Here is a 26,893-nt window from a genome sequence, read left to right on the forward strand (position 1 = left end):
TGACCTATCGCCTGCCCGATCACGACAAGGTTCTGGGGCCGCAGCGGCTACCTTCGATCAGCTTCTGGCAGATTGGCAGGCCCGCACCCGCGAGGAAAAAGTCGCCAAGTTCGGTGCGGAGGCGATTGATCGTCGCGCCCGCCGCCCGGCGCAGGTTTGAGGAGCGGGCCAATGAGCGATCGTTACGAACGCATTCCCTATCTTGTGGTGTTCGACGAACAGAGCGCATTCAAGGACACTTACGCCGGCGAAATCGGCAAGGTGGTTATCGAAGCGCATCTGCTGAAGCCCGAAACGCCTTCGGATGCGGTGGTGGTGTTTTCGCATCCCATCGGCGGCGGTGCGTGGCTGCCGATGATGGCCGCGCTGGCCAAGCAGGGTGTGCACACGATCTATTGCAACACCCGCTATCGCGGCAACGACACCGCGCTGATCATGGAACGCGCGGTTATGGATCTGGGTGCCTGTATCCGCGATGCGCGCGAACGGCTGGGCTACAAGAAGGTCTATCTCGGTGGCTGGTCGGGCGGGGGCGGCCTGTCCTTGTTCTATCAGGCAGAAGCGCAGGACCCGCGCGTTACGCATACACCGGCGGGCGATCCCTACGATCTGACGGCTGCGAAGTTCGAACCCGTCGATGGTGTCATGCTGATCGCCGCGCATTTGTCACGCAATCTGACATTGACCGAATGGCTGGACCCGTCGGTGACGGACGAGGCCAATCCCTTCGTGCGGGATGCCTCGCTCAATCTCTATGCCCCCGACGGCCCGCAAGCGCCCTATTCGGCCGAATTCCTGACCCGCTATCGGGCGGCGCAGATCGCGCGCAACCGGCGCATTACGGCATGGGTGAAGGATGAACTGGCCACTTTGAAAGCGGCCGGGCTGGAGCATCACGAACGGTGCTTCACCGTGCAGGGCACCATGGCCGATCCGCGTTTCCTTGATGCCACGCTCGATCCCAGCGATCGTCCGCCGAACTGGTGCATGCTGGGTGTGCCCTCTGTCGTGAATGACGGGCCGGTGGGGCTCGCGCGGTTCAGCACGCTGCGTTCGTGGCTGTCGCAATGGTCCTATGACGATTCCAATGCCGATGGGCTGAAATGCGCCGCGCGCATTACATCCCCGATGCTGGTGGTGGAAAACAGCGCCGACGATGCCTGCACCCCTGATCATGCGGCGCGCCTGATGGCGGCGGCGGTGAACTGCCCGATTGATCATCATGTCATCAAGGGCGCGAACCATTACTACTTCGGTCAGCCAGCACAGGCCAAGGAAGCGGCGACGCTGATCCGTCAGTGGGTTGAAGCGCAGGGATGACACAGGGCGCGCCTGATATTCCCGCGTTCGCGCATGCCATCGGCGAAGCTGCGGCTCTCGCCGGCTGTACAGGCGCGCGCGCGGAGAACATCAAACGCCTGTCGGGCGGGGCCAGCAAGGAAAGCTGGGCTTTCGATCTGGTGGCGCCTGACGGGGCGGTGACGCCGATGGTGCTGCGGCGCCAGCCTGCAGAAATGCGGTTCTCCTTCACAGGCGTGGAAAGTCTCGCTGCCGAAGCCGCGCTCTTGCGTGCAGCGGCGGCAGGCGGGGTACCGGTCCCGCAGGTATTCTTCGAGCTTCCGGAAGGGTCGTCTGCGGGCGAAGGCTATGCGATGGCCCGTATCGCGGGTGAAACGGTTGGCAGCCGTATTCTCAAATCGCCCGAATTGGCAGAAGCGCGCAAAGGGCTGGCCTATCAGTGCGGCGAAGTGCTGGCGCGTATTCACGCGGTGCCGGTAGACGATCTGAACGGGCTACCATCGTCCATGCCGGATGCGGAACTGGCCGCATTGGAGGCGCGCCATCGCGCCACGGGGCAAGATCGTCCGGTGTTCGATTTCGCGTTTCGCTGGCTGGCTGAGAACCTGCCGCAGCAAGCGCCGCGCACACTGGTTCACGGAGATTTCCGTAACGGAAATCTGATGATCGGTGCCGATGGCATCCGTGCCGTGCTCGATTGGGAACTGGCGCACGTGGGATCGCCCGTGTCGGATCTCGGCTGGCTGTGCGTGACGAGCTGGCGTTTCCAGTGTCCGGAAAATCCGGTCGGTGGTTTCGGTTCGCGCGAGGACCTGCTGTCAGGCTATTATGCAGCAGGCGGCGCGCCGGTGGATCTTGCGCATCTGCACGCATGGGAAGTGTTCCAGACTTTGTTCTGGGGCGTGATGTGCGCGGAAGTCGGAACCACCTTTATGGGCGGGGTGCGCAGTGTCGAAGGTGGGATGATCGCGCGCCGCGCATCGGAAACCGAATTCGATCTTTTGCGGCTGCTTTTGCCGGATCATGAGGCCTGGAATGCAGGATAAGCCCGACGCCCCGACGCTGCTGGCCGAAGTCCAGGCAGAGTTAAAGGCCGGGATCGCTCCCGGTTTCCAGCAGGCGGTTGCAGCCAATGCGATCGCGCTGGCGTTGCGCGAACAGGACAAGGCGGCGGCTGGTCACGCCGCCGAGCATGCCCGGCTGGTGGAGCTGCTGGCGCATGAAGGAAGCCTTGAAGCGCTGAATCGCCTGCTGGCCACCCGCATTCGCGAAGGCGTGCTGGACAGGAACGATAGCACGCTGACCCGGCACCTGATTCTGACTACGATCGAAAAGATGATCGTGGACCAGCCCCGTTACCCGGCGTTCCGGGCCTGGCGCGCAAGCTATGGAGAACAGGTATGACGTCGGTTGAAATCGTTGAAGTGGGTCCGCGCGATGGCCTGCAAAACGAAAAACTGATCGTGGCGACGGCGGACAAGGTCGAACTGGCGCAACGCGCCATTGCCGCAGGGGTGAAGCGACTGGAAGTGACGAGCTTCGTTAATCCCAAACGCGTGCCGCAAATGGCCGATGCCGAAGATGTGGTGAAGCTGCTGGGCCGGCCCGAAGGGGTGACCCGGATTGGGCTGGTTCTCAACGAACAGGGCGCGCAGCGCGCGATAGATTGCGGGATGGACCAGTTGGGCGCCGTTGCCCTGGCAACCGACGCTTTCGGCATTCGCAACCAGAAGCAGACCAGCGCGGAATCGGTCGAGGTTGCACGGCGGATCATCGCCATGGGCAAGGCGGCCGGGCGCAGCGCACAGGTGACTATCTCGGTCGCTTTCGGCTGCCCGTTTGCGGGTGAAGTCGATCCTGCCCGCGTGGTCGCCATGGCGCGGCAACTGGCCGATGCCGGACCTTGCGAGATCGCCCTTGCCGATACGATCGGCGTGGCGGTACCGGGGCAGGTGTCGCGCTTGATCGCGGCGGTGCGCGCGGAAATCGGGGCGATCCCGGTGCGGGCGCATTTTCATGACACGCGCAACACCGCCATCGCCAATGTCTGGGCTGCCGTGGAAGCAGGCGCTGCCACGATCGATGCGGCCCTTGGCGGGCTGGGCGGCTGCCCGTTTGCACCCGGCGCAGCGGGCAACGTCGCGACCGAAGATGTGATTTATCTGCTCGACCGTTCGGGCGTGACAACAGGCATCGATTTTGCCTCGCTGGTTACCTCATCGAAATGGCTGGGCGGCGTGATGGGGAAGGAATTGCCATCAATGCTCGCGCGGGCTGGCGGCTTCCCCGAAGGGGAGGATGCGTAATGCTGGCGGACAATACCGGAGCCTTGAAAGGGCTCAAAGTCGTGGAACTGGGGCAACTGATTGCTGGCCCGTTCTGCGGCCAGTTGCTGGGCGATATGGGCGCCGATGTGGTCAAGATCGAGCCGCCGGGCGCCGGCGATCCGATGCGGCAATGGGGCAATGGCGAACACAAGGTGTGGTGGGAAGTCATCGGCCGCAACAAGCGGTCGGTTACCGCCAATCTGCGCGAACGTGACGGGCAGGAACTGGCGCGCAAGCTGCTGGCCGATGCCGATATCATGATCGAGAATTTCAAGCCTGGCACAATGGAGAAGTGGGGGCTCGATCCCGCGAGGCTGCATGCGCTCAATCCGGGTCTGATCATCGTGCGGATATCGGGCTATGGGCAGACCGGACCTTATGCCGCGCGCGCGGGCTTTGGCGGCGTGGCGGAATCGATGGGGGGGTGGCGCGCAATCGTGGGCGATCCCGACCAGCCGCCGAGCCGTATGGGCGTATCCATCGGCGACACGTTGACCGCGACATATGCTTGTATGGGCGCACTTGCCGCACTGCGCGCCCGCGAAACCACCGGGCAAGGGCAGGTGATTGACGCCGCGCTGTATGAATCGGTGTTGCAGGTCATGGAAAGCCTGGTTGCGGAATACGATGTGATGGGCATTGTGCGCCAGCGTTCGGGGTCGATCCTGCCGGGCATTGCGCCGTCCAATGTCTATCGCTGCGCAGATGGCGAATACATGATTGGCGCCAATGGCGATGCCATTTTCGCACGGTTGACCGAAGCGATGGGGCAGCCGGAACTGGCCAGCGATCCGCGTTATGCCACACATATCGCGCGCGGTGAAAATCAGACTGAACTGGACCAGTTGATCGAACGTTGGACGCTGACGTTGACGATCGACCAACTCGAAGCGCTGATGGTCGAATACTCCATTCCGGCCGGACGCATCTTCCGCGCACCGGATATGCTTGCCGATCCGCAGTATCAGGCGCGTGAGGCGATTGTTTCGCTACCCAATCCCGATCACGGCACGGTTCGCATGCAGGCATGCTTCCCGAAGCTGTCCGAGACCCCTTCCACCATCCGTCGTATCGCGCCGCGGTTTCCCGGTGAACACAATGCCGAAGTCTATGGCGAACGCCTGGGCCTCGACGCTGCGGCACTCGCTGACCTTGCCGCGCGCGGTTTGATCTGACTTTTCTGGAGCACGAAGCCAATGCAGGACGTTTACATTTACGATCATGTGCGCACACCGCGCGGCAAGGGCCGCCCGGATGGTGCGCTTCACGAAATTCCCCCGGTGCAGCTGGTCGCGCAGACGCTCGAAGCGTTGCAAACCCGCAACGGGCTCGACACGGCGCTGCTCGACGATGTCGTGATCGGCTGTGCGCAGCCGGTTAGCGAACAGGGCGGCGTGCTGGCGCGCGCTGCGGTGATCAGCGCGGGTTACGCGCAGACTGTGGCCGCACAACAGGTCCACCGTTTCTGTGCCTCTGGCCTGGAAGGGGTCAACAATGTCGCCGCACAGATTGCGACCGGAATGGCCTGCGCCGGCGTAGGCGGCGGCGTGGAATCCATGAGCCGCGTCAAGATGGGGTACGACACCGGGGCCTGGGCGGCCGATCCCTGGGTCGCCTATCATAACTATTACGCGCCGCAGGGGATTGGTGCAGACATCATCGCCACGCTGGAAGGTTACAGCCGCAATGATGTCGACAGCTATGCTGCCGAGAGCCAGCGCCGCGCTGGTATTGCATGGGACGAAGGTCGCTTCGCCCGGTCGATCGTGCCGGTCAGGGATGCAATGGGCGAAGTGATTCTGGACAACGACGAACATCGCCGTCCGACTACGACGGTGGAATCGTTGGCCAGCCTCAAACCGGCGTTCCCCGCTGCGGCAGGGATGGGTTACGCACGCGTGGCCAAAGAGCGGTACCCGCAGATCGAAGAACTCAATCATGTCCATACCGGCGGCAATTCGTCAGGGATTGTCGATGGTGCCGGGGTCGTATTGCTGGGTAATGCCGATTTCGGAAAAGCTGCAGGTTTGACGCCGCGCGCGCGTATCCGGGGCTGGGCCACGATCGGTTCGGAACCGACGATCATGCTCACCGCACCGGTTGATGTCGCCAAGAAGGCGTTGAAGCACACCGGAATGACCAAGGACGATATCGACCTGTGGGAATTGAACGAGGCATTCGCCAGCGTTGTGCTGCGCTTCATGAATCATATGGACGTCGATCCGGCCCGGATGAACGTCAACGGCGGCGCGATCGCGCTGGGCCATCCACTGGGCGCGAGCGGGGCCATGATCCTCGGCACCGTGCTGGATGAACTGGAACGCCAAAACCTGAACACCGCAATGGCTTTGCTGTGCGCCGGCAACGGCATGGGCATCGCCACCATTATCGAGCGAGTCTGATCCCATGAGCCAAACCTATCGCCATATCCGTGTTGAAAAGGGCGCTGACGGCGTCGCTGTCATCACGCTCGACAATGCCGACGAAACGATGAACGTCGTTGGCAATGCCTTCATCGCCGACATGAACGCGGCCATTGCCGATCTGCAGGGTGACGATGCCGTCACCGGGGTGATCGTGACATCGGGCAAACCGGCCTTCATGGCCGGGGCCGATCTCAAGCTGATGGTGGCCGCTTATGGCCGGATGACCCGGCCCGAAGCCTATGAATTCAGCCACAACGCCACGCGCATGCATCGTGCGCTGGAAACCATGGGCAAGCCGGTCGCCTGTGCGATGAATGGTCTTGCTCTCGGCGGCGGGTTCGAACTGGCGCTGGCTTGCCATTATCGCGTTCTGGCCGATGATCCCAAGGCGGTCGTCGGCCTGCCCGAAGTAACGCTGGGTCTTCTGCCCGCTTCGGGCGGGACGCAGCGCATGGTGCGCCTGCTGGGCGCGGACAAGGCGCTGGGTCTGCTTCTGACAGGCAAGTCGCTCCGCCCCGCCGATGCCTTGAAGGCCGGTATCGTCGATGCGCTGGCGCCTGCCGATCAGGTTGTTGCCAAGGCACGCGAATGGTTGGCCAGCAATCCCGAACCCAGCCAGACATGGGATCGCAAAGGTTTCTTCATGCCCGAAATGCGCGGCATGATGGTGCCCGAAGTGGCGATGGGCGCTTCCGTTGCTGCGGCAGGGGTCGTGCGCGATGCGGGCTACAACCTGCCAGCACCGATTGCCGTGCTGCAATCGGTGTTCGAAGGCATGCAACTGCCGATGGACAAGGCGCTGTCGGTGGAAAGCAAGTATTTCGCCCGGCTGCTGACCGATCCCGTGGCGCGCAATATCGTTCGCACCACGTTCATTTCCAAACAGGCGGCTGAAAAGGGCGCGCGTCGCCCGGCTGGCGTGCCCAAGACGACCTACACCAAGGTCGGTGTCGTGGGCGCTGGCATGATGGGTGCCGGGATCGCACTGGTGGCTGCCGTCGCCGGGATCGAAGTCATCCTGATCGATCGCGATCAGGCCTCTGCCAGCAAGGGCAAGGGCTATAGCGAGAAAGTCTGGGCCAAGCAGGTGGCCAAGGGCGCGTTGAGCCAGGACAAGATGGATGCCCAGCTTGCCCGGATCACGCCCACGGATGATTTCGCGCTGCTGACAGGTTGCCAGCTGGTGGTCGAGGCCGTGTTCGAGGATGTCGAAATCAAGGCCGAAACCACACGCAAGGCCGAGGCGGTGATCCCGGCTGATGCGATTTATGCGTCCAACACCTCGACCCTGCCGATTTCCGGTCTGGCCGAGGCATCGGCACGTCCGGACCAGTTCATCGGCATGCACTTCTTCTCGCCGGTCGACCGGATGGGACTGGTCGAACTGATCATGGGCAAGCAGACGTCGCCGGAAACGCTGGCCAAGGCGCTCGATTTCATTGCCCAGATCCGCAAGACGCCGATTGTCGTCAACGACAGCCGTGGATTCTACACCAGCCGCGTGTTCCAGACGCTGGTCTATGAAGGCGCCGCTATGCTGGAAGAAGGTGTTGAGCCTGCCCGGATCGAGAATGCGGCCAAGGCGGCCGGGTTCCCGGTGGGCCCGCTGGCGCTGCTCGACGAAGTGACCATGGACTTGCCGATCAAGATCAACGAGCAGGCGATTGCCCAGAACGATCCCAACTATGTCGCGCGCGGCGGCGTCGATGCGCTGAAGGCGATGATCGCTCTTGGTCGCAGTAGCCGCAAGGCAGGCGCGGGTTTCTACGAGTATCCGGCCGAAGGGCCCAAGCATTTGTGGGCAGGCCTCAGGGAACAGTTCCCGGCTGCTCCCGAACAGCCCGAACAGGATGAACTCAAGACCCGCTTCCTTTATACGCAGGCCATCGAAACGGCGCGCTGTCTCGAACAGGGCGTGCTCGAAACTGCGCAGGATGCCGATCTTGGCGCCGTTTACGGGTGGGGTTTCCCGGCCTGGACCGGCGGGACGCTCAGCTACATCGATACGATCGGTCTTGAGACCTTCGTGCGCGAGGCGGATCGCCTGACGCAGCAATATGGCCCGCGTTTTGCCCCGTCGGCCTGGTTGCGCGACCGCGCCGCCAAGGGTGAAGCGTTCTATCCCGTGGAAGCGGCCTGACCATGCGGCGCGTTATCTTCGAACCTGAACACGAACAGTTCCGGGATACGGTCCGCCGGTTCATGCAGGCGGAAGTGTCCCCCCATTGGGAACGCTTCCGCAAGGCGGGGATGGTGGATCGCGATCTCTACACCAAGGCGGGTGAACTGGGTCTGCTCTGCACCTGGGCCGACGAGGCCTATGGCGGTGCGGGAATTGACGATTTCCGCTTCGAACAGATCATTATCGAAGAGAACGCCGCCCATGGCGATAGCGGGTTCTATATCAATCTGCATTCGAACATCGTTGCCCCCTATATCGCCAAGCTGGGTAACGATGCGCAGAAACAGCGGTGGTTGCCGGGACTGGTTAGTGGCGACCTGATCGGCGCGGTCGCCATGACCGAACCATCCACCGGGTCTGACCTGGCGGGCATGCGTACCCGGGCGGAGGACAAGGGCGATCACTGGTTGCTGAACGGGGCCAAAACCTTTATCTCGAACGGTATTCTGGGCGATGTCGTGGTGGTTGCCGCGCGCACCGATCCTGAACGGCCGCATGGGATCAGCCTGTTCGTGGTGGAACGTGACACGCCCGGGTTCGAGCGTGGCAAACGGCTCGAAAAAATGGGCATGAAGAGCCAGGACACCGCCGAACTGTTCTTCAACGATGTCCGTGTGCCCCGCGAAAACCTGCTGGGCGAACCGGGTATGGGGTTCAAGTATCTCGCTCGTCTGCTGGCGCAGGAACGTCTGGTCGTGGCTATCGGTTCTGTCGCCGCAGCGCAGGCCGGGTTCGATCTGACGCTGGATTATGTCAAGGACCGTAAGGCCTTTGGGCGACCGATCGGCACGTTCCAGAACAGCCGCTTTGCCATGGCGCGCATGCGTGCCGAAATCGATATGGCGCAGACTTACGTCGATCAGTGTGTGCTGTTGCACAACGAGGGGGCGCTTTCGGCAGAAGACGCCTCTGCCGCCAAATTGCTGGGCAGCGAACTGGAAGGCCGTGTGCTGGACCAGTGTGTCCAGCTTCATGGCGGTGCGGGCTATATGGACGAATACCGCGTCAGCCGTATGTTTACCGATGCGCGCGTGACGCGGATATTCGCTGGCGCCACGGAAATCATGCTGGAAATCATCGGGCGTTCACTCGGCCTCGATGATCGTAAGCTCTAGATCATGAACGGCGCGCTTGTCACATATGCTTTGGCCGATGGTGTGGCCCGGATCGCGCTCAACGATCCGGCCACGCTGAATGCTGCCTCCGAAGCGATGGGCATGGAATTGCTCGCAGCGCTGCGGCGTGCCGGGGCCGAAGCGCGTGCAGTGATCCTAACGGGGGAAGGACGCGCCTTCTGTTCGGGCGCGAATCTGGATGATGCCGCGGAACTGATTGCCGACCCGCTGCGCGATGGCGGCGCGCAACTCGAGCGCACCTTTAATCCCGTGATTGAGGAAATGCGCCGCATGACGCAACCCGTGGTCGTCGCCCTGCGCGGGGCCGTGGCCGGTGTGGGGTGCGGTATCGCCATGGCTGGCGACATCATCCTCTGTTCGGAAAACGCTTATTTCTTCTTCGCCTTCCCCCATGTCGGGCTGGTGCCCGATGGCGGTTCGTCATGGCTTTTGAGCAAGGCGATCGGACGGGTTCGGGCGATGCGGCTGATGCTGCTGGGTGAGAAGCTGGCGGCAGCAGACGCATTCGATTGGGGGTTGATCAGCCGGATCGTGCCGGACGCCGCGCTGGACGAAGAGGCCCAGACGTTGGCTCGAAATCTGGCTTCCGGCCCCCATTCGCTGGCGCTGATCAAGCAGCTTGCCTGGAAGGCACAGGAAAGCGATCTTGCCGAGGCCTTGGCCGCCGAACGGATCGGACAGTGCGAAGCCGGCCGAAGCGAGGATTTTATCGAAGGTATGCAAGCCTTCAGGGAACGCCGCAAACCCGTATTCAAAGGGCGCTAGGGCGTGTGGGGCAAGGCTTGATCGTAAGAATAACCTGCCTCCTCCGGATTTCGATCATGTGCGCTGGACCCGATGGGGTCCCCAATCGCCCCTGCATGGCGGGCTCTGCAAGAGCAGCGCCGTCGATCGCAGAAAATAGCGATAATCCTTGATCTGGATCAGTCCAGCTTGTTGCCTTGCCGTGTACGGACAACCCATATGTGCGGACGGTGATCCGCTGGCTGTGCTGTGGAGGAAAGCATGTACGAGCATATTCTGATTTCGACCGATGGCTCGGATGTGGCCCGGAAAGGCGTTGAATCCGGTCTGGCACTTGCGAAGGATCTTGGCGCGCGTGCGACGATCATCACAGTAACGGAGCGTCTAGGGAATCATGGGGGATCGCCCAAATGGGACCCCAATTCGGGCGAACGGCCGGGCTATGAAGACAGCTTGAGTCAGGAGGAAGTGGCGGATGAAATTCTCGCATCGGCCATGGTGACGGCACGAAAGCTGGGGGTTGAGGCCGACACGCTTCATGTGCCCGACGCGGTGCCCGCCGACGCGATCATCGAAACGGCCAAAACGCGTAACTGCCAACTTATTGCGATGGCATCGCACGGACGCAGCGGGTTGGGACGTGTGCTGTTGGGTAGCCAGACATCCGATGTCCTGGCGCGTTGCGGAATTCCTGTTCTGGTGGTGCGGTAAGGCCGGAAGTGTAAACTCCGGGTATTTGGAAACCGGTGTATTGATTTTTCCGCACGGCGTGCCGCGTGGCTATGATGAGGGTCGTTCACACAGGAGGGCCCGTATGGCAGATGAAGGTTGCGTCGATCGGGGGGAAATCGCATTCGACCCGCATGATCCGCGTTTTGTGGATGATGGCGTCCCGTTTCCCATGCTGGCGCGCATCCGGCAGGAACAGCCCGTTTTGCCTCTCGCTGAGGGCGCATGGTATCTGTCGCGCTATGATGACGTTGTCAGCGCGCTGAGCGATGTCGAAACGTTTCGTTCCGACCTGTCCGCGATTACGGGCGTGTCGACCGGTCTTGAAACAATCCCGTCCGAACAACTTTATCTGAGCGAGATCGAAGAACCGCGCCACAAGGAAATGCGTCAGCTGTTCCAGGCCGTTGTGACGCCTTCCCGGCTGCGTGAGCTGGAAAAGGCGTTGGAACACCATTGCCATCAATTGATCGATGCGATGTTGCAGGCGCCGTCCGTTGATCTGCATGAACAGTATGCCATGGCTATACCCGCCTTTGCGATGGCGCGGCTGATGGGATTTGGTGACGATGCCATTGCGCATTTCATGGCATGGTCGTGGGATGGCACCTTGATGCAGCGGCCATGTTCGTCAACGGCGCCCCCCGGCGGGCCACGCAGCCATGTCTACTTTGGGGAAGCCGTGGCCGTGCAGCGACGACTGCCTGTTCCGACAAATCCCGTCATTGCCGTGATGATAGATGCGGTGATCGAAGGGCGGCGGTTGAGCGATGCGGAAATCGTGACGCAACTGCATTTCATGATCCAGGCGGGTGTACACACCACCCGTTCGTTGTTGGTACATCTCGTCAATCGTCTGGTTCAGGATGCCGCCCTTTGGGCACAGTTGCAGGACGATCGCAGCCTTGTGCCCTTGTTTGTCGAGGAATCGCTGCGGCGTGATGCCCCTGTGCAGCGCACCACCCGCCGTTGCACGCGGGACGTGGTGCTGAACGGTGCCGTCATGCGCGCCGGTGATTGCGTGGAGATCGGCATCGGGTCCGCCAATCACGATGAAAGACTGTTTGCTGACGGCGATGATTTCCTGCTCGACCGGGGCAATGTCCGCCGCCATATCGCATTCGGGACCGGCTCGCATTTTTGCCCCGGCGCAGGGCTGGCCCGGCTGGAGGCGCGTATTATGGTCGCGGCTTTGCTGGACCGGCTGGAGCGGCTTGAACCCGTCGAAGGCGCGATCTACCCACCTTTGCCCGGCAGCCTTGGCCATCAACCCATTCCTGCCCGTCTGGTGTGCCGCCCTTAAAGCAGGAGGGGGCAACGCGTCCTTCTCAGTCCGCGTCCCGGGTCGATAGCAGGGGCGATTTCGCCGGATCGCCAACAACAAGATGTGCCGCGTTGCGTTTCGCCCACTCGGCGATCGGCACGGGCGTAAGGCCGTACCGCCGTGCTGCGGCGGAACGTGCGGGATAGCCGATCTCACCCAGCCAGAGGTGCTGGGTTACGATGCGCGGTGATACCCCCAGTTCGCGCGCACGTGCGGCATCCACATGAAGCGCTGTGACGGGTTTTCCGGTACCTTCCATCAGGGCGTGGGCGAGTTGCGCATCGGTGAGCTCCTCGTCGGCAATTTCCAGCGTGGCGCCCGAATAGGTGGCGGGGTCGCGCATGATCTGCGCTACCGCCGCACCGATGCTCGCATAGGAGATATAGGGCACTGCGATCTCTTCTGGCACGCAGGAGACGATGCAGCCATCCGAAGCCAGCCGGGGGAACAGGATTGCCGCGTATTTGACGGCGTTGTCGATAATCATAGGGGGGCGCACCAGCGACCAGTGGGTAAACCCCGCCGTGCGAACCGCTTGTTCCTGTGCCTGCTTGTGCTCCCAGTACGGATGGCGGCCTTCCCAATATTCCGGCCACAGGGCAGGGTTGCTCCAGCCGGGGGTGGCCTCATGCAGGCCCGTGCCCGAAACCGTCGACTGGACAAACTGCGTGACCCCGGCGGCACGGGCGCTGGCGCACAGGTTTTCGGTCCATGCAATCGGCGCATTCTCGGGCTGGACCGAGAAAACGGCGCGGACCCCCTGAACGGCCTGTTCTACTGTTTCGCGCGATGCGAGATCGCCGGGTACCAGTTCTGCCCCCAGCGACAGCAATTCGCCAGCGGCAGGAGCACTGGCATCACGCACAAAGGCGCGTACCTGCATCCCCCGCGCGAGACATGCCCGTGCAGCCGCCCCGCCTTGTCCGCCAGCGGCGCCGATAATCAGGACTGGGGCATTATCAGGATCGGATAGGGACATAGCAGAGCCTTTGTAGCTGTATGGTGCAAACTGGCGTGCCAGCAAGCAGACTGGTCACGATACCATCGTGATATTGAAAGGTGTGCAAGACGCGCCGTGGTGCGCAATGGTAACGGCACCAATTCCGATCCTGTGGAAACGGGAGCGGAGGCGGCATTGTCGATGTTGGGAGAATGCCCATTCTGGCATTTCGGACAAAATCGTCTCGATGCTTCATGCGTGGCGCCTCGGGGTGGTCTGAAACTCGCACAGCGCAGCCCCTGCCTTTGATGCTGGAATAAGGCTAAATTCCGATTAAATAAGTCGGGTTATGGTGGCGTGTGATATCCGGGTCATTCAAATTCGGAAGCGTTACACGCCGATTTCCAGTGGAGGGATGGATATGCCTGACCACGCGACTTTCAAATTTATACACTATATTACAATTAATTATTGCGCTATCCTTATCTGAAGGATGAGATTTGCAGGGGTGGGGTGGAAGGGTGAAGGCAAGCAGAGCTTTAGGCAGTCCATGGAAAACTTCGCTTGACGCAAAATAACCCTATCATTTAAGTAGGGATTATTCCGGGCTGTTGGGTTGATCGACCTGCTGCGCCACACCGGCTCTCGATCCGCGGCTTTTGATGGGAAGCAGCTTGCTCCGCGTTACAAATCGCTAAAGCGCGCGATGCTAAGGCGGCAACGCCAGGTGTCGTGTTCCCCTTGTTATGCAGGGAGCAAGACATGCGCGAATATTTGATCTGATTCCAGCGCCGGACCACCGGACTGATCCAACACACATAAGAGCCGGTGCAATTTGCGGCGCGCCATCTGGTGGCGTCCCAAAGAAGCGCGTGGCCATATTCAGGTACATTCGGGTCGCCAGCCGAAGTGTTGCCGTATGCCGTCGTTCGCATGGGTGAGACCTGCGGGGGGTAGGGCTGCGTGCGCGGCATGGCTGACCTCATGGAGGTTGCATCTCATGATTAAGTTGTTTCGGGGCATTGCCCCTGTGGTTGCCGTGCGTTCCACACTGGCGGCAGGTATCAGCGTACTCGCATTGGCGGCAGTGTCTGCCCAGGCGGAAGAGGCGCAGTCGGAATCCGCAGATTCCGCCAGTGTGGTGACGTCTGGTCCCAATGATGGCGAAATTCTGGTGACGGCCCGCCGCCGCGCCGAGCGCGCGCAGGAAGTGCCGATTGCGCTGAGCGTGGTCAGCGGTTCGACAATCGAGCGCACGGGGGCGCTCAATCTGGTCCAGATCGCCAACCTGACCCCCAGCCTTACCATTCGTAACAACAATGCGCGCAATACGTTCGTGAATATTCGCGGGCTCGGTTCGAACTCCGACCAGAACGATGGTCTTGAGATCGGCGTCGGGTTCTACATCGACGATGTCTATTACGGCCGCATCGGCGCGTCGCAGTTCGACCTGATCGATATCGAACGTCTCGAAGTGCTGCGCGGCCCGCAAGGGACGCTGTTCGGCAAGAACACGACGGCCGGTGCGATCAACATCACCACGCAGGCGCCCCAGTTCGAAACACAGTTCCGTGGCGAGGCCAGCTATGGCGAAAACGGATATCATCAGGTTCGTGGTTCACTGACCGGCCCGCTGCTGGGCGATAGTGTCGCCTATCGCGTGACCGTGTCCGATACGCATCGCGATGGCTGGCTGACCAACCTCTACAACGGGAAGAAGATCAACGATTTCGACAACTTCTCGATCCGGGGCCAGTTGCTGATCAATGCATCGGACAACGTCGCGATCCGCCTGAGCGGGGACTATGCCAAGCAGACGTCCTATTCGCGTGCAGCCAGCATTGTCGGGCAGTTCAACAAATATGCCAATGGCGCGGCGATCAACAACACCTGGCTGCAGCGCGCGGCGCGGGCCGGCTATACGCCACGCTTCGATATCAATGATCCGTTCGCCCGCGAGGTGGATGTGGAAGGCGCGATCCAGGCCAACATGGAAGGGTATGGCCTTTCCGGCAAGCTGGACTGGGATCTGGGCAATGCCGTGCTCACTTCGGTTACGGCCTATCGCTGGTGGGACTGGTATCCGAACAACGATGTCGACAACACGCCGCTGACCGTCATGACGTTAAGCGGCACCACCAACAGGCAACGCCAGTTCAGCCAGGAACTGCGTCTGGCATCGACGGGTGAACGCAAACTCGATTATGTCGTCGGGGTCTATTATTTCTGGCAGGTCGTGAATGCGCTGGGGCACTACGCGGCGGGCAAGGACTATGCCCTGTGGAACAACCCCACGGCCAATCAGACGCTGGCAAACTACGCTTTTACCGGGTTTCGGTCGGATTCCATTATCGAACCGCGCACCAAGAGCTACGCCGCGTTTGGCCAGCTGACATGGCATGCGACCGATGCGTTCAACGTGACCGCAGGCCTGCGTTTTACCCACGAACGCAAGACCGGCCTGTTCGATCAGTATACGTCCGCAGGAAACGATTTGTCGCTGCTTAGTGCAGCCGACCGGATCGCTGCGCAAAAGCTGCGTGATGCCGTCTATCCGCAAGTCCGTTATACGACGGGCCTGAAGAACAGTGCGCTGACCGGGCAGATCACCCTGTCATACAAGGTTGCCCCCGATGTCCTGACCTATGCGACGTATTCGCGCGGCAGCAAGTCTGGCGGGCTCAGCCTTGGCAACCTGCCTGCCGGCGTTTCCCCAGTCGTAAAGCCGGAAACGGTCGATTCCTGGGAAGTCGGCTTCAAGAGCCAGTTCTGGGACCGGAAGGTGACGCTTAACGCGGCGGCTTACTGGACCGAGGTGAAAAACTATCAGGCGGCCATTACCGAACAGATCGGCGCGACCAGTTCGTTTGTCCGGTATATCTCGAACATTCCGGGCGTGCGGTCGCGCGGTGTCGAGGTCGACCTGACTGTCGCACCGAGCCGCTATGTCCGGTTGACCGCAGGGGCGGCCTATAACGATGCGGTCTACAAGGATTACACCAATGCCCAATCGGCACCGGAAGATCGCAATGCCAAGCCGACGCAGGATCTGAGCGGGGTACAGCTCGCTAATGCGCCCAAATTCGTCTGGAACGTGGGTCTCGATCTGGCGCAACCGGTCAACATTCTGGGCAGTGGCGGCGACGAGGTTTATACCCGTCTCGACTATACCCATCGTTCATCGAACGACACGTCGGCCAGCAACTCCCGCTATACCAAAATTCCGGGTTATGGTGTGGCCAATGCCCGGATCGGCATCCGCCTGAATGACGGCAAGTTCGACCTGTCGGTCTGGGCAAACAATCTCTTCGACAAGAAGTACTTCTATTCGCTCGATGCCGCGACGACCGGCCTGATCTCGGGCGGGATAGGTGATCCCCGGACCATTGGCGCAACCCTGCGCACGCAGTTCTGATCTACTTTCTTGAGACACGAGGTTCCGATGTACGATAGACGTCATGTGCTCCGCGGTGCGGCGGCAATGGGTTTGGGCACCATGTTCATGGGCGGGGTCGCCTGGTCGCGCCCCACCACGCCTGTCCGGGCCATTCTGCCGTCCGCAACGCATGATACGCTGGGTGTCAAGGTTCTGCTCGACACCCCACCGTCATCGGCACCCGTGTTGAAGATCAATGGGCGCGCTGTTGCCGCGCGCAAGATGGATGCCGATGGCTATAGCTGGGGGTTCGTGCAGTCCGGTCTGTCTGCCGGAAAGCCGCACGAACTGGCGCTGGCGGATGAACGGGGCAAGGCGCTGCGTGCGCCATGGCAGTTGAAAACGCTGCCACCGCCGGATTCAGCGCCTGACCATTTCAGAGTGCTGTTCTTCACTTGCGCCGGTGGGGACGAGGCAGGCGGGCCGGATGGCTATCTGCCCGTCACCGTTCGCCGTGCCCTGTTCGATCGGGCACTCAGCTTTTCTCCGGATCTTGCCGTTGCCAACGGGGACCATGTCTACTGGGATCTCGATACGGCGCTGAAGTACCGTCGTGATCCGGTTCGGCGGGCGCAGACGGAAGAACTGTATCGCAAGATCGCCTGGATCGATCAGGATCTGGCCTTCGATTCGGAAACCAACCGCCGTTCGGTCAACACGGTGGCCGCACGGCAGATTGCCTCGATTTACGAAGACCGGTTTGCCTCGGTTCCGTTGATCTTCATCACCGACGATCACGACTATTACGAAAACGATAATGCCGGCACATGGGGTTACAGCCTGCCGCCGCGCCCGTTCATTTTCGGCCTGCAACAACAGACCCAGGCTCTGGCCTATCCGATTGCACTGGGGCGCCCGGACTGGGGCAATGCCTATGAAGCGGGAACAGTCGAAACGCTGAAGATCGGCAAGCTTCTGGATCTGGCGTTCTTTGATTGCCGCCGGGGATGGTCGACCGGGCCAAATGCCGGGGTTCTTTTCCCCAAGGCCGAAGAATTCCTGCTCAATCACATCCGCAATTCGACCGCACAGCAATATTTCCATGTCCCATCCAACCCCTTCGGCTGGACGGCAGGCAAGCTGGGGGAATGGTATGCGGACGGGCCTTCGGAAAGCAGCGCGTTCCACAATGACAAGGGCTATTGGCAACAAGGCTGGTTTGAACAGCACCAGCGTCTGGCTGCCGCGCTTGGCGCGCAACGCGGCCGGGCTGGTATAAGTATCTCCGGCGATATGCACGCCAGTGCGATCAGCAAGATCAGTCGTAGCGGCGATATCGATCTGTCCGCCAATCCCATCCACACCATCCTGCCCGGCACGATCGGGACGGCGACGCAAGGGTTCCCGAGTACGGTTCGCGGTGTGTTTCCGTGGCATCCGTCGGCGCTGGAATCCGAGGATGTGGCAAAGATCGAGGAACGGAACGGTTTCAGTATCGTCGATGTCTATCCCGATCGGGTGACTGTGAAACAGTTCCGCTGGCGCCCGCCAGAACCGGTCGCGGCGATTGCCTCGCTCGAACCTTACGCATCCTACACCATTAATCGCCCGGCTTAGGCCTGACGGACGACATCGGGGGAATTACGACATGGTCAAGAAAACCATCGCGCGCGCCTTGCTGGCGACATGTTTGCCAATTGCCTCTCCGGCATGGGCAGCACCTGATCTGACACCCATTCGGGAACTGGATTCAGATAGACCTGATCCCGTTTACGCCAAACCGGTCGAAGCGCCGGCGGGGGCACCCAATATCGTTATCATCCTGCTGGACGATCTGGGGTATTCCGATTTCGGGGCTTACGGTTCGGAAATCCACACACCGGCGATCGACAATCTGGCTTCAGAAGGTCTGCGTTATAACCATTTTACGTCCACTGCATTGTGCACGCCGAGCCGTGCCGCATTGCTGACCGGGTTGAACCAGCATTCCACGGGATCGGGCTGGCACTACACCAGTGATCGCGGCCAGCCCGGCTATCGCGGTGACCTGAGCCTTGATACGCCGACGATCGCAGAACATCTGAAACTGCACGGTTATGGAACGATTGCTGTCGGCAAATGGCATCAGGTGGCGGGCAAGGATTCCACGCCTGCCGGTTCGTTCCACAATTGGCCGACCCATCGTGGTTTTGATCAGTTCTACGGCTTTATCGGTGGACAGGAGAGCCAATTCTTCCCCGGAGCTTTGGCCGAAGGTCAGACTTATGTGAATCCGCCGACGGACGGCAGCTTCTATTTACCCGATGTGCTGACGGACAAGGCTATCGACCTGATCCGTAATCAACGCATCGCCAGCCCGAATAAACCGTTTCTTCTCTGGTATGCGACCGGGGCGATGCACACGCCGCACCATACAAAGCCGGAAGATCGCGCCAAATACGTGGGGCGGTATGATGGTGGTTGGGACAAAATCAGGGAAGAGCGCCTCGCGCGTCAGAAGAAGAGCGGGCTGGTTCCGGGCAACGCGAACCTGGCTCCCTACAACCCGGGTGTTGTGCCGTGGAAGGATCTGACCCCGGATCAGAAGAAGATGTATGCGCGGTTCCAGGAGAACTACGCCGCGTTTCTTGATCGCACCGATCAAAATATCGGGCGGCTGATCGACTACCTGAAGAAGAGCGGCGAGTACGAGAACACGATTTTCATCGTAACCTCGGACAACGGCGCCAGTCGCGTCGTCGGACCTGAAGGGGAGGCCAATGTCTCTGTCGGGTATTTGTCGGGGACACCCGCGTCCAACGCGGACAATCTGGCGTATTATGATACCTTGGGCGATTGGAACACCTTCCCCAATTATCCGCATGGTTGGGCGCAGGTAAGCAATACGCCACTGCGTGAAGGAAAGCGCACGACAGATGGCGGCGGGACACGCGTGCCGCTGATTGTGACCTGGCCGAAGGGGATCAAGGCGCGGGGTGAAGTGCGTTCGCAATTCCACCACATCAACGATATCGTGCCGACGCTGCTTGATGTGTTGAAGTTTGAGGCGCCCACCACTTTCAACGGTCAGAAAACCAAACCCATCGAAGGGGTAAGCATGGCCTATTCCTTCGCGGCCCCCAAAGCGGCGAGCACGAAGAAAGAGCAGTATTACGAGATCGAGGGGAATCGCGCCTATTATGCCGATGGCTGGCGTCTCGTATCGCGGCGCGTCGATGGGTCGAAGTATTATGAGAACCCGTGGCGACTGTACAATCTCAAGAAGGATTTCTCCGAGGTCACGGATCTGTCGTCGCAGTATCCTGAAAAGGTTCGCGAACTGGAAGCCAAGTGGTGGGAAGCTGCGCGGCGTTATCAGGTGCTTCCGTTGGACGACAGCACCCTGCTGACCCGGACGGCGCGAGTAAGTAACGCGACAAGCCCGAAGCACTACACCTTCTATCCGACCGATCCGACGATCAAACCCGCCAACCAACCTTCGTTGCGTGGTGCGGCGTTCAGGATTCAGGCGCAGATTGCACGCGCCAGTGCAAATGACAGCGGGGTGCTGGCTGCCTGGGGTGACGTTGCCGCCGGGTGGGCGTTTTACATCAAGGATGGCCATCTGGTTTACGAACAGAACCGCAAAAAGGACGGCGTCCGCTTGCAATCTGACAGGCCCGTGCCGACTGGCGCATCAAGGGTGGCCTTCGTCTTCCAGCCGGACGCATCCGGGCCAGGCGGGGTGGGTACGCTCGAAATTGACGGCATTGCCGCAGGCTCCGTCGCGATCCCCCACATTATTCCGGGTGGTGCGACCGAGGGGCTGGATATCGGGCGGGACGAGCTCACGGCTGCTGCGCCGGGCTATACCGCGCCATTTCGCTTTACCGGAACGATATCCAACGTCGATTTTGATGTGACGCCGCAGGCGAAACGCTGACGCGATGGCTGGTGAGAAAGTGAGTATCGACATGAAAAGTGTGATCAAGGGCATGGCGCTGCTGCTGTCGGTGGCCGCACCGGCCACGGTATGGGCAGCGCAAGGGCCAGCGCAGGCGCCGGTCTGTGTCGCGGCGCACCGCGTGCAGGATAGGCCGATTGTTCCGGCCGGAATCGATCAACCTGCGGGCGATAATGTGCAGGGGCCTTCGCTGATAAAAGTCCCGGACTGGGTGAAAGGGAAACTGGGGAACTATTACCTCTATTTCGCGGCGCACAAGGGGGAAAGCATTCGCCTTGCCTATGCTGACAAACTCGAAGGGCCGTGGAAAATTCATGCGGGCGGGACACTGCAACTGGGTGAATCCCTGTTCCCCACGGCGCTGCCCGATATCACCGATCAGGATAATAAGGGCGACGATAACCTGAAGGCACACATCGCGTCCCCCGATGTGCATGTCGATCACGCGAACAAGCGCATCATCCTCTATTATCATGGCATTCTGTCGAAGAATAACCAGCAGACGCGCGTTGCCACATCGTCTGACGGCATCCATTTCGAACCGCGCGCGCCCTTGCTGGGGCCGTCCTATTTCCGGGTGATCCAGCACGAAGGCTATCGTTACGCGCTGGGCATGCCGGGGATTTTCTTCCGTTCAAAAGACGGTTTCACCGACTTCGAACGTGGTCCGACGCTGTTTGGCACCGACCAGCGCCATACCGCGCTTCTGAAACGCGGAAATGAACTGTTCGTGTTCTGGACCCGCGTGGGTGATGTGCCGGAACGGATTTACCTCAGCCGCATCGACATGCGCGGCGACTGGTCGCAATGGAAAGCGGGTGAAGCGGTGGAAATCCTGCGCCCCACGCGCCCGTGGGAAGGGGCCGATGCGCCTCTGGAACCGTCGGTTCGTGGCACGGCATTCGGCCATCTCAACCAGTTGCGCGATCCCGCGATCTATGAAGAAAACGGGCGGACATATCTCCTCTATGCTGTGGGCGGCGAAAGCGGGATTGCGCTGGCGGAACTGCACTTCAACGATGCCGCCTGCGCGGCTGGTAAAAGGCAGGTGCGATGAAGCGTCGTTCGCTGCTCGGGGCCATGGCTGTCGCGCCTGCGGCGACCATGGCATGGGGTGGGGCGATTGCCGCCCCGCGCCGGACGGCTGAAACGACCATTGCCGATGCCGAAGTGTTTCAGGTTCGCGTCAATCGTCGGGGCAATTGGGTGATTGTGCGCCTGAAAACCGCCAATGGCCTGACCGGTGTCGGCGATGCCTCGCATGGCGGCAACGATCAGAAGACCATCGCCTATATCCGGCAATTGACCGACCTGTTGCGCGGTCGCACGATTTTCGATGTGGAATGGTTTCGCGGGGCCGCCGCCAAACTGGTGCGCGAAACGAACGGGGTGGCGCGGTCTGCTGCCAGCGCACTGGAACAATGCCTGTGGGACCTGATCGGCAAGGCCCTGGGCGTGCCCGTCTACCAGTTGTTCGGCGGAAAATTGCGCGATCGCATCCCGCTCTATGCCAATATCAACCGTTCGGCGGACCCGCGTACCCCGGATGGCTTTGCAGCCATGGCCCGGCGAGCGGTGGATGCAGGGTTCACGGCGGTGAAGCTGGCCCCGTTCGATGAAATGCCCAAAGTCCCCGTGGAAGGCGCGGATATTGCCGCTGGTATGAACCAGGGCATTGCCTGCGCGCAGGCGGTGCGTGACGCCATTGGGCCCAAACGCGATCTGCTGATCGACGCGCATAGCCGTTTCACTTTGCGGCAAGGGCTCGAGCTTTTGCCGCGGATGGAACCGCTCAACCTCTACTGGCTGGAGGAAGTCACCCCTGAAGAAGATTTGGCCGATCTCGCGGCGATCAACCGCGCGGCGCGCATGCCTACCGCCGGTGGTGAAATGATCTTCGGGATCGAGGCATTCTATAAATATGTGCAATCGGGTGCCGTCGATACGGTGATGCCCGATGTGAAACTGTGCGGCGGCATGCTGGAGCTGAAAAAGATTTCGGTCATCGCGGAAGCCGCCGGTCTCACCGTGTCGCCGCATGGCCCGGCCAGTCCGATCGGCAATGTCGCGGCTGCGCATGTCATGGCTGGCGTGCCGAACTTTACCCTGCTGGAGTTCGCATTTGGTGAAGTGCCGTGGCGAGCGGAACTGATCGACCCGCTGGAAAATGTCGCAGGTGGCAATTTGGCCCTGTCAGACAAACCCGGACTGGGGATCGAATTGCGCGAACGGACCTTGCAGAAATATGCCGTCTAACCGGCTAGGGGCTGCCCCGGCGGCGTGAATACACGTCAGGGGATGGCACGATGCATGGGGTCAAGCAGTTCGGGGCGTGTGACTTCGACCGCAACCACGGTTTCGTCCAGCAGGCGGGTGATAAGATCGTCCCAGCATGCGTCATGCGCGCCATCGCGGATCGCCGCGCACAATTGCGCGCCATCATCCAGCATAGGGCCGCGATAGGCGATTTCCCGTTCGCATATGGCCAGCAGATAGCTGGCGACCTGCGCCTGAAAGCGGTTGCCCGGTTGGCCTGCGTGGCTGTCGAGATAGTCGCGCACTGTGCGGAGCAGATTGGCCATGGTTGGCACTTGCGGGCGAAGGCCCCGGGACGGCTCAGTCATAATGTCCTGCCAATGTCATAAGAAGATCGTATTCGATCAAGGCGGTGTTGCGCCCGCAGGCAGCGAAGACCAGTCCGCGCCGTTCACCGTTGATATGGCCATGGCCCTGCATGATGTTGAGAATGGCCCAGCGCACCAGTCCGAACACCTCCCAATAGCGTAGCTCATCGGGGGTAATGGCCGTGCCCCCCGCACGGGTATAGGCTGCCAGCAAATCTTCGCGCGAACCAAGGCCCGCCGCTGCTTTTCCAACCTGCCCGAACCGCCACGACCGCATGCACAGCCATCCCAGATCTTCGGCGGGTGATCCCAGATGCGCGCATTCCCAATCGAGCAGCGATACGGCGCCTTTATCCGGTGCCACCATCAGATTGCCGAGGCGAAAATCGCCATGCAAGGGGCGTGGGCCCCCCGCAGGTGGCCGGTTGCGTTCCAGCCAGCGCAGTCCTGCTTCAATAGCGGGGCGGGGCTGGCCATAGCCATCGTAACGATCACGTTGCGCCATGATCGGGTCGCGGCTGTCCGGGGTTTCGGCCAAAAATGCGAAAGTTTCGGCAGGAATGCTGTGCATTTTGGCAAAAACGCCGCCGATCTGTGCCACCAGCAGCGGACGCACGGTGTCGAACCTCTCGCTGGTCAGGATCGTCTTGGGCATGGTTTCGCCGCTGACGAAATCGGTAACGAAACCGAAGCCCATACCATCGGCGTGATCGAGTTCGAACAGGGGTTCCGGTACCGGCACGCCATGGTCGAAAGCGGCCCGCATGGCGCGGAACTGATCGTGTGTCGGAAGGAAGGGGCTGTCGGCTGCGCTGTAGGTTTCCTGTCGGGAAACCATCCGGCGGCGGCCATTGCCCTGCACGAGATCGAAAATCACCGTGCGGTTCGATCCGCCCAGCGTGGGAACGACGATCCGGTCGATTGTGGCGCTGGTCCCGTAACGGCGCCTGACGGCGGTCAGAAGATCGTCAAACCCTTCCGTGCCCTCATGCGTCAGTTCGGCCACAGGACTGGTTTCCCGTCTTCGATCCGTTCGATGTATTCGGTCATCCCCCAGGCTTCCTGACCATCCCAGCGAAAGCGGGTAAGCCCTTCGGCAATGCGGGACATCAGCGTGACATCGCCGTCCCTGCGCCGGTTGCGCAGTGGCGCAACAGTGCGCACATCGGCCTCGATAGTGACGGAGCGCGTTGCCGTGCGCACACCGATGCGCACGTTACGGGGGTCCTTGCGTTCATCCCAGTCGGTCACGACGCTGAGGTCCATGACTTCGTCATATTCGCCATCGATCAGCAGGGCCCCTTCTGAACGGGCCGTGCCATCGGGCGCGAAGATCTTGAGCAGCATCAGCCCCTTGCCATCCTCGAACGTGGCGAGAAACAGGCGGTAGGCGAAAAGATTGGTCCAGTAACGCGGGCCCCAGCTGTGATCGCGCCAGCCATGCCCGGTAACGGGCCATTGCTGATCGCCCACGCGGATATGGCCGGTGGTCGTGATGTGCTGGTTGAAATGCCCGCGCGAAAAATCGCGCCCGTACATGGTGCGCTGTTCCGCGCTCAGCGGTTCGCCGCCGTGCAGCGGATTGGCGGAACGATGATCCCAGACCACTTCGGCTTCTGTCCGGGTGGCCTGGGCCATCATACGGGCGGGATCGCGCAGCAGTTGCGGATCATCGAGCAGCAGCACCTCGCCCCGGTAACTGTGCCGCAGATGCCGAAAGGGTTCGATAACTTCGAACGTCTGACCCTCTGCCTCGAACCGGGTATTGGTATCAATCGGTGGGCGTCCGAAGGAACAGGCGATGCGGCCATCGGGCAGATAGAGCACCACGGATTTTTCCGCATAGCCTTCGTTCACACGATTGCCGATGCGCATCCAGCCACCGACGCCACTGTCCCTGTCGAAGGCGTTGGAATAGACGCTTTCGTTGAAATTGATCGCCTGATCCGGCGTATGTGGATATTCATCGTCGGGCAGTAGGCGGAATCCATCAGTCACACGCCGTTCTCCTTCTCGCGCATCGCCGTGATGAACCCGTTGATGCGTGTCTCCCGACGGGTGTCATGCGGGCAGTGTCAGGAACAGTCAAACCGATGCGCCCTTTGCATCGTCTGCGTAGCCCGATTTTCTCAGGGCGGCTTTCAACGGGCGCAGATCGTGGCATCCCGCTACCGTGCGGGGATCTTCGCCCGCTGCGAAAATCAGCCGATGCTGGACCTTGCTGGTGCCGGTGGTCGGCAAGGTTTCGCGAAACAGCAGCCAGCCCGGCACCTTGAAATAGGACAGACGTTCGCGGCAGTGGCGCACCAGCGCCTCGGCGGCGGTGGCATCCTGCCGCGCCCCGGCAGTGGGCACGATGCAGGCCAGCACTTCTTCCTCGCGGAGATCGTCAGGCACGGCCAGCACGGCGCAGGCCACGACATCGGGATGGGAAGCCAGGGCGGCCTCGACCTCGCTGGCGGAGATGTTCTCGCCCGAGCGACGAATAATGTTCTTGGTGCGGTCGACAAAGGTCAGCAGCCCGTCCTCGTCCTGTCGCACGACATCGCCGGTGTGGAACCATCCGCCGCGCCATGCCTCCTCGGTCGCATCGGGCCGGTTGAGATAACCGCCGAAAAAACCCTTGCGCGGATCGTCTGCGGTATGGCGGACAGTCAGCTCGCCAATCGTTCCCCGGGGTACTTCCCTGTCGTCGGAATCGACCACGCGCGCCTCAAGGCCGGGCAGCGGCCGTCCGATGGCGCGCGTGTGGATCGATCGCGGTTCCAGATGATCGGTGAAAGTCCGCCCCGTTTCGGTCATTCCCCAGACTTCCACCATGGGAAATCCGAACCGTTTCTCGAACGCGATATGTGTGGCCGGTGCAACGCCCGCCCCGAAGGCAAAGCGAAGATGATGTCGCTTTTCGGCGGCATTCGGTTCGGCCGCGAGCAGGATGGGCGGGATAACCCCCATGTAATGCATGATCGTCGCACGGGTGGCGGCGATATCATCCCACCAACTGGCGGGGTGGAAACGTTCGGCGCTGATCACGCAGCCGCCGGTCAGGATCATCGCCATCAGGCTGAGGACACCGGCATTCATGTGCAGCATGGGAAAGGGGTTGAATATCCGTTCTCTGTCGTTGCGAACGGTCATGCGCCCGCCGCGCGAAATGTACCACTGGCCCCCGTGCAGGAAATAATCGTTGGTGACCCGGCACCCTTTGGGCAGGCCTGTAGTGCCCGACGTGTAGAGCAGCAGGGCATCGGTGGCGCGGCCCGGTGTGGCCGCCAAGCCCGGATTGCGGGGTGGCGCGAAGCGATCGGGCAGTGCGGATATATCGCAATGCTGCGGCGTTCCGGCAATCTTGCCCAGCGCGTCTTCAGTCCTTTCGCGCTGGGACGGCACGGAGAGGATGAGGTCGACAGCACTGTCATCGAGCACATGGGCAATTTCATCGGCCGTCTGATCGAAACCTAGCGGCACGATCATGGCGCCGATCGCATTGGCGGCGAGGAAAAGCTGGAAATGTTCCGGGCGATTGCCCAGCATTACCGCGATGCGATGGCCGTGGCCGAAGCCCGATCGTTCGAGCAAGGCGCGAATCTCTGCGGCCATGCCGGCCATGCGCGCATAGCTGAAGCTTTCCCCATCAGGGCAATAGTCGCGTTCTGCGCGGGCGGGGATGCAAAGGAAATCGGCGTCGGGGCAACGGGCCAGTGTCTCCGCGAAGGCCTGGTATGCACTGTGCAAGTGTGGGGGTGGATCAACCGGCCTGTGCATGGCCTGTTTCGATGCCCGGTGCGCGACGGCGCACAGTCCGTTTAAAATATTTGGTTGCGGAGGGGGACGGTCTCCCCG

At 61.2% G+C, this 26,893-nt stretch carries 21 protein-coding genes; 16 read left to right on the top strand and 5 right to left on the bottom strand.

Going from position 1 to position 26,893, the window contains the following annotated elements; translation table 11 throughout:
* The first annotated feature begins 171 nt into the window (after positions 1 to 171).
* The 11 genes from EGO55_RS14295 to EGO55_RS14345 all read left to right on the top strand — a co-directional run bounded on the left by EGO55_RS14295 (position 172) and on the right by EGO55_RS14345 (position 12,146).
* On the top strand, positions 172 to 1,320 hold the full coding sequence (locus EGO55_RS14295) for an alpha/beta fold hydrolase (RefSeq protein ID WP_021688703.1): 1,149 nt from the start codon (positions 172 to 174) through the stop codon (positions 1,318 to 1,320).
* Positions 1,317 to 2,345, top strand: a complete 1,029-nt coding sequence (locus EGO55_RS14300; protein WP_021688702.1) for a phosphotransferase family protein — start codon at positions 1,317 to 1,319, stop codon at positions 2,343 to 2,345. The genes EGO55_RS14295 and EGO55_RS14300 overlap by 4 nt, the downstream gene beginning before the upstream one ends.
* Complete coding sequence (locus tag EGO55_RS14305; protein WP_021688701.1) at positions 2,335 to 2,703, top strand: DUF6285 domain-containing protein; 369 nt, start codon at positions 2,335 to 2,337, stop codon at positions 2,701 to 2,703. The genes EGO55_RS14300 and EGO55_RS14305 overlap by 11 nt, the downstream gene beginning before the upstream one ends.
* Positions 2,700 to 3,605: a hydroxymethylglutaryl-CoA lyase gene (locus EGO55_RS14310; protein ID WP_021688700.1), complete on the top strand. Its 906-nt coding sequence runs from the start codon at positions 2,700 to 2,702 to the stop codon at positions 3,603 to 3,605. The genes EGO55_RS14305 and EGO55_RS14310 overlap by 4 nt, the downstream gene beginning before the upstream one ends.
* Entirely contained in the window at positions 3,605 to 4,801 is a 1,197-nt protein-coding gene (locus EGO55_RS14315) for a CaiB/BaiF CoA transferase family protein (protein ID WP_021688699.1), read from the top strand. The genes EGO55_RS14310 and EGO55_RS14315 overlap by 1 nt, the downstream gene beginning before the upstream one ends.
* A gap of 21 nt (positions 4,802 to 4,822) precedes the next feature.
* Positions 4,823 to 6,028 (top strand): acetyl-CoA C-acetyltransferase, encoded by a 1,206-nt coding sequence (locus EGO55_RS14320; protein WP_021688698.1) that lies wholly within the window; start codon positions 4,823 to 4,825, stop codon positions 6,026 to 6,028.
* Between the two features lie 4 nt (positions 6,029 to 6,032).
* Positions 6,033 to 8,192, top strand: a complete 2,160-nt coding sequence (locus EGO55_RS14325; protein WP_021688697.1) for a 3-hydroxyacyl-CoA dehydrogenase NAD-binding domain-containing protein — start codon at positions 6,033 to 6,035, stop codon at positions 8,190 to 8,192.
* A 2-nt stretch (positions 8,193 to 8,194) separates the two neighbouring features.
* Entirely contained in the window at positions 8,195 to 9,349 is a 1,155-nt protein-coding gene (locus EGO55_RS14330; protein WP_021688696.1) for an acyl-CoA dehydrogenase family protein, read from the top strand.
* A gap of 3 nt (positions 9,350 to 9,352) precedes the next feature.
* Positions 9,353 to 10,135 (top strand): enoyl-CoA hydratase-related protein, encoded by a 783-nt coding sequence (locus EGO55_RS14335; protein ID WP_021688695.1) that lies wholly within the window; start codon positions 9,353 to 9,355, stop codon positions 10,133 to 10,135.
* A gap of 240 nt (positions 10,136 to 10,375) precedes the next feature.
* A complete protein-coding gene (locus tag EGO55_RS14340) occupies positions 10,376 to 10,825 on the top strand; it encodes a universal stress protein (RefSeq protein WP_021688694.1) in 450 nt (149 codons plus the stop codon).
* 103 nt (positions 10,826 to 10,928) lie between these two features.
* Complete coding sequence (locus EGO55_RS14345; RefSeq protein ID WP_021688693.1) at positions 10,929 to 12,146, top strand: cytochrome P450; 1,218 nt, start codon at positions 10,929 to 10,931, stop codon at positions 12,144 to 12,146.
* Between the two features lie 25 nt (positions 12,147 to 12,171).
* Here the strand turns inward: EGO55_RS14345 and EGO55_RS14350 are convergent, their stop codons facing one another.
* Positions 12,172 to 13,146 carry an NmrA family NAD(P)-binding protein gene (locus EGO55_RS14350; protein WP_084619831.1) on the bottom strand — a complete coding sequence of 325 codons (975 nt, stop codon included), beginning with the start codon at positions 13,144 to 13,146 and terminating at the stop codon, positions 12,172 to 12,174.
* Positions 13,147 to 14,107: 961 nt separating this feature from the next.
* Here EGO55_RS14350 and EGO55_RS14355 point away from each other — a divergent pair.
* The 5 genes from EGO55_RS14355 to EGO55_RS14375 are packed head-to-tail and all read left to right on the top strand — an operon-like array spanning position 14,108 to position 22,682.
* Positions 14,108 to 16,522 (top strand): TonB-dependent receptor, encoded by a 2,415-nt coding sequence (locus EGO55_RS14355; protein ID WP_021688691.1) that lies wholly within the window; start codon positions 14,108 to 14,110, stop codon positions 16,520 to 16,522.
* Between the two features lie 27 nt (positions 16,523 to 16,549).
* The gene (locus EGO55_RS14360) at positions 16,550 to 18,100 is read left to right on the top strand and encodes a hypothetical protein (protein ID WP_021688690.1); all 1,551 of its coding nucleotides are present in this window, start codon (positions 16,550 to 16,552) and stop codon (positions 18,098 to 18,100) included.
* A gap of 31 nt (positions 18,101 to 18,131) precedes the next feature.
* Positions 18,132 to 20,405, top strand: a complete 2,274-nt coding sequence (locus EGO55_RS14365; protein WP_021688689.1) for an arylsulfatase — start codon at positions 18,132 to 18,134, stop codon at positions 20,403 to 20,405.
* A 31-nt stretch (positions 20,406 to 20,436) separates the two neighbouring features.
* Positions 20,437 to 21,483 carry a glycoside hydrolase family protein gene (locus tag EGO55_RS14370; protein WP_052023584.1) on the top strand — a complete coding sequence of 349 codons (1,047 nt, stop codon included), beginning with the start codon at positions 20,437 to 20,439 and terminating at the stop codon, positions 21,481 to 21,483.
* A complete protein-coding gene (locus EGO55_RS14375; protein ID WP_021688687.1) occupies positions 21,480 to 22,682 on the top strand; it encodes a mandelate racemase/muconate lactonizing enzyme family protein in 1,203 nt (400 codons plus the stop codon). Before EGO55_RS14370 ends, EGO55_RS14375 begins: the two co-directional genes overlap by 4 nt.
* A 35-nt stretch (positions 22,683 to 22,717) precedes the next feature.
* Here EGO55_RS14375 and EGO55_RS14380 read toward each other — a convergent pair whose 3' ends face one another.
* The 4 genes from EGO55_RS14380 to EGO55_RS14395 all read right to left on the bottom strand — a co-directional run bounded on the left by EGO55_RS14380 (position 22,718) and on the right by EGO55_RS14395 (position 26,785).
* On the bottom strand, positions 22,718 to 23,050 hold the full coding sequence (locus EGO55_RS14380; RefSeq protein ID WP_021688686.1) for a hypothetical protein: 333 nt from the start codon (positions 23,048 to 23,050) through the stop codon (positions 22,718 to 22,720).
* Positions 23,043 to 24,056 (bottom strand): phosphotransferase family protein, encoded by a 1,014-nt coding sequence (locus tag EGO55_RS14385; protein ID WP_021688685.1) that lies wholly within the window; start codon positions 24,054 to 24,056, stop codon positions 23,043 to 23,045. The genes EGO55_RS14380 and EGO55_RS14385 overlap by 8 nt, the downstream gene beginning before the upstream one ends.
* The gene (locus EGO55_RS14390; RefSeq protein ID WP_021688684.1) at positions 24,044 to 25,048 is read right to left on the bottom strand and encodes a DUF7064 domain-containing protein; all 1,005 of its coding nucleotides are present in this window, start codon (positions 25,046 to 25,048) and stop codon (positions 24,044 to 24,046) included. The genes EGO55_RS14385 and EGO55_RS14390 overlap by 13 nt, the downstream gene beginning before the upstream one ends.
* 87 nt (positions 25,049 to 25,135) lie before the next feature.
* Positions 25,136 to 26,785 (bottom strand): AMP-binding protein, encoded by a 1,650-nt coding sequence (locus EGO55_RS14395; protein ID WP_052023583.1) that lies wholly within the window; start codon positions 26,783 to 26,785, stop codon positions 25,136 to 25,138.
* Between the last annotated feature and the right edge of the window lie 108 nt (positions 26,786 to 26,893).

The sequence above is a fragment of the Caenibius tardaugens NBRC 16725 genome, assembly GCF_003860345.1.
GTDB classification, from domain to species: Bacteria; Pseudomonadota; Alphaproteobacteria; order Sphingomonadales; family Sphingomonadaceae; genus Caenibius; species Caenibius tardaugens.